This is a genomic window from Streptomyces sp. NPDC102279 (assembly GCF_044766365.1).
GTDB lineage: Bacteria > Actinomycetota > Actinomycetes > Streptomycetales > Streptomycetaceae > Streptomyces.
Genome location: NZ_JBIWLU010000030.1, coordinates 1 through 4,811 on the forward strand (window position 1 = coordinate 1; position 4,811 = coordinate 4,811).

General features: G+C 57.6%; 2 rRNA genes. Both read right to left on the reverse strand.

Annotation, left to right across the window (positions count from 1 at the left end):
* Positions 1-21: 21 nt before the first annotated feature.
* Positions 22-3,144 (reverse strand): 23S ribosomal RNA (locus ACIRQH_RS40840).
* 315 nt (positions 3,145-3,459) lie between these two features.
* Positions 3,460-4,811: ribosomal RNA gene (locus tag ACIRQH_RS40845) — 16S ribosomal RNA — on the reverse strand; the annotation flags it as partial.

Here is a 4,811-nt window from a genome sequence, read left to right on the forward strand (position 1 = left end):
ACACAGTGGACGCGAGCAACTGAGGACAAGCCCTCGGCCTATTAGTACCAGTCACCTCCAGCGGTTACCCGCCTTCCAGATCTGGCCTATCAACCCAGTCGTCTACTGGGAGCCTTAACCCCTCAAGGGGGTGGGAATACTCATCTCGAAGCAGGCTTCCCGCTTAGATGCTTTCAGCGGTTATCCCTCCCGAACGTAGCCAACCAGCCATGCCCTTGGCAGGACAACTGGCACACCAGAGGTTCGTCCGTCCCGGTCCTCTCGTACTAGGGACAGCCCTTCTCAATATTCCTGCGCGCGCAGCGGATAGGGACCGAACTGTCTCACGACGTTCTAAACCCAGCTCGCGTACCGCTTTAATGGGCGAACAGCCCAACCCTTGGGACCGACTCCAGCCCCAGGATGCGACGAGCCGACATCGAGGTGCCAAACCATCCCGTCGATATGGACTCTTGGGGAAGATCAGCCTGTTATCCCCGGGGTACCTTTTATCCGTTGAGCGACGGCGCTTCCACAAGCCACCGCCGGATCACTAGTCCCGACTTTCGTCCCTGCTCGACCCGTCGGTCTCACAGTCAAGCTCCCTTGTGCACTTACACTCAACACCTGATTACCAACCAGGCTGAGGGAACCTTTGGGCGCCTCCGTTACTCTTTAGGAGGCAACCGCCCCAGTTAAACTACCCATCAGACACTGTCCCTGATCCGGATCACGGACCCAGGTTAGACATCCAGCACGACCAGACTGGTATTTCAACGACGACTCCACCATGGCTGGCGCCATGACTTCAAAGTCTCCCAGCTATCCTACACAAGCCGAACCGAACACCAATATCAAACTATAGTAAAGGTCCCGGGGTCTTTCCGTCCTGCTGCGCGAAACGAGCATCTTTACTCGTAGTGCAATTTCACCGGGCCTATGGTTGAGACAGTCGAGAAGTCGTTACGCCATTCGTGCAGGTCGGAACTTACCCGACAAGGAATTTCGCTACCTTAGGATGGTTATAGTTACCACCGCCGTTTACTGGCGCTTAAGTTCTCAGCTTCGCCACCCCGAAGAGTGACTAACCGGTCCCCTTAACGTTCCAGCACCGGGCAGGCGTCAGTCCGTATACATCGCCTTACGGCTTCGCACGGACCTGTGTTTTTAGTAAACAGTCGCTTCTCGCTGGTCTCTGCGGCCACCCCCAGCTCACCGAGTAAATCGGATCACCAGTGATGGCCCCCCTTCTCCCGAAGTTACGGGGGCATTTTGCCGAGTTCCTTAACCATAGTTCACCCGAACGCCTCGGTATTCTCTACCTGACCACCTGAGTCGGTTTAGGGTACGGGCCGCCATGAAACTCGCTAGAGGCTTTTCTCGACAGCATAGGATCATCCACTTCACCACAATCGGCTCGGCATCAGGTCTCAGCCTTGATGTGTGACGGATTTGCCTATCACACGGCCTACACCCTTACCCCGGGACAACCACCGCCCGGGATGGACTACCTTCCTGCGTCACCCCATCACTCACCTACTGCAGGTCTGGTCCGTCGGCTCCACCACTTCCCTTTGCCCGAAGGCTCCGGGACGGCTTCACGGACTTAGCATCGCCTGGTTCAATGTTTGACGCTTCATAGCGGGTACCGGAATATCAACCGGTTATCCATCGACTACGCCTGTCGGCCTCGCCTTAGGTCCCGACTTACCCTGGGCAGATCAGCTTGACCCAGGAACCCTTAGTCAATCGGCGCACACGTTTCTCACGTGTGTATCGCTACTCATGCCTGCATTCTCACTCGTGAACCGTCCACCACTGCCTTCCGGCGCGGCTTCACCCGGCACACGACGCTCCCCTACCCATCACAGCGGGCGTTGGCCCTATTGCTGCAATGACACGACTTCGGCGGTACGCTTGAGCCCCGCTACATTGTCGGCGCGGAATCACTAGACCAGTGAGCTATTACGCACTCTTTCAAGGGTGGCTGCTTCTAAGCCAACCTCCTGGTTGTCTGTGCGACTCCACATCCTTTCCCACTTAGCGTACGCTTAGGGGCCTTAGTCGATGCTCTGGGCTGTTTCCCTCTCGACCATGGAGCTTATCCCCCACAGTCTCACTGCCGTGCTCTCACTTACCGGCATTCGGAGTTTGGCTAAGGTCAGTAACCCGGTAGGGCCCATCGCCTATCCAGTGCTCTACCTCCGGCAAGAAACACACGACGCTGCACCTAAATGCATTTCGGGGAGAACCAGCTATCACGGAGTTTGATTGGCCTTTCACCCCTAACCACAGGTCATCCCCCAGGTTTTCAACCCTGGTGGGTTCGGTCCTCCACGACCTCTTACAGCCGCTTCAACCTGCCCATGGCTAGATCACTCCGCTTCGGGTCTTGAGCGCGCTACTAAATCGCCCTATTCGGACTCGCTTTCGCTACGGCTTCCCCACACGGGTTAACCTCGCAACACACCGCAAACTCGCAGGCTCATTCTTCAAAAGGCACGCAGTCACGACGCACCGAGTAAACTCGATGCGCGACGCTCCCACGGCTTGTAGGCACACGGTTTCAGGTACTATTTCACTCCGCTCCCGCGGTACTTTTCACCATTCCCTCACGGTACTATCCGCTATCGGTCACCAGGGAATATTTAGGCTTAGCGGGTGGTCCCGCCAGATTCACACGGGATTTCTCGGGCCCCGTGCTACTTGGGTGTCTCTCAAACGAGCCGTTGATGTTTCGACTACGGGGGTCTTACCCTCTACGCCGGACCTTTCGCATGTCCTTCGTCTACATCAACGGTTTCTGACTCGTCTCACAGCCGGCAGACTGTGAAAGAGAGATCCCACAACCCCCCAAGCGCAACCCCTGCCGGGTATCACACGCTTGAGGTTTGGCCTCATCCGGTTTCGCTCGCCACTACTCCCGGAATCACGGTTGTTTTCTCTTCCTGCGGGTACTGAGATGTTTCACTTCCCCGCGTTCCCTCCACACTGCCTATGTGTTCAGCAGTGGGTGACAGCCCATGACGACTGCCGGGTTTCCCCATTCGGAAACCCCCGGATCAAAGCCTGGTTGACGGCTCCCCGGGGACTATCGTGGCCTCCCACGTCCTTCATCGGTTCCTGGTGCCAAGGCATCCACCGTGCGCCCTTAAAAACTTGGCCACAGATGCTCGCGTCCACTGTGCAGTTCTCAAACAACGACCAACCACCCATCACCCCCGGTAACCACCGGAGTTCACTGGGGCCGGCACTGAAGGCAGCCAACCATCGGCCGAACCCTCAGACACCCAACAGCGTGCCCGACACCCTCGCCACTCATGATCAGCTTTCCACGCTCCGAAGAACAGTACTTGCAGCCCGAGATGACTGAGAGTGCCGAATAATCAACGTTCCACCCATGAGCAACCACCGTCGAACGTATGCCGACGTAATGGCCCTGGACCACCAAGCAAGCTTGGCGGCCTAGATGCTCCTTAGAAAGGAGGTGATCCAGCCGCACCTTCCGGTACGGCTACCTTGTTACGACTTCGTCCCAATCGCCAGTCCCACCTTCGACAGCTCCCTCCCACAAGGGGTTGGGCCACCGGCTTCGGGTGTTACCGACTTTCGTGACGTGACGGGCGGTGTGTACAAGGCCCGGGAACGTATTCACCGCAGCAATGCTGATCTGCGATTACTAGCAACTCCGACTTCATGGGGTCGAGTTGCAGACCCCAATCCGAACTGAGACAGGCTTTTTGAGATTCGCTCCGCCTCGCGGCTTCGCAGCTCTTTGTACCTGCCATTGTAGCACGTGTGCAGCCCAAGACATAAGGGGCATGATGACTTGACGTCGTCCCCACCTTCCTCCGAGTTGACCCCGGCAGTCTCCTGTGAGTCCCCATCACCCCGAAGGGCATGCTGGCAACACAGAACAAGGGTTGCGCTCGTTGCGGGACTTAACCCAACATCTCACGACACGAGCTGACGACAGCCATGCACCACCTGTACACCGACCACAAGGGGGGCACTATCTCTAATGCTTTCCGGTGTATGTCAAGCCTTGGTAAGGTTCTTCGCGTTGCGTCGAATTAAGCCACATGCTCCGCTGCTTGTGCGGGCCCCCGTCAATTCCTTTGAGTTTTAGCCTTGCGGCCGTACTCCCCAGGCGGGGAACTTAATGCGTTAGCTGCGGCACCGACGACGTGGAATGTCGCCAACACCTAGTTCCCACCGTTTACGGCGTGGACTACCAGGGTATCTAATCCTGTTCGCTCCCCACGCTTTCGCTCCTCAGCGTCAGTAATGGCCCAGAGATCCGCCTTCGCCACCGGTGTTCCTCCTGATATCTGCGCATTTCACCGCTACACCAGGAATTCCGATCTCCCCTACCACACTCTAGCCTGCCCGTATCGACTGCAGACCCGGGGTTAAGCCCCGGGCTTTCACAACCGACGTGACAAGCCGCCTACGAGCTCTTTACGCCCAATAATTCCGGACAACGCTTGCGCCCTACGTATTACCGCGGCTGCTGGCACGTAGTTAGCCGGCGCTTCTTCTGCAGGTACCGTCACTTTCGCTTCTTCCCTGCTGAAAGAGGTTTACAACCCGAAGGCCGTCATCCCTCACGCGGCGTCGCTGCATCAGGCTTTCGCCCATTGTGCAATATTCCCCACTGCTGCCTCCCGTAGGAGTCTGGGCCGTGTCTCAGTCCCAGTGTGGCCGGTCGCCCTCTCAGGCCGGCTACCCGTCGTCGCCTTGGTGAGCCACTACCTCACCAACAAGCTGATAGGCCGCGGGCTCATCCTTCACCGCCGGAGCTTTTAACCCCCGCCCATGCAGGCAGGAGT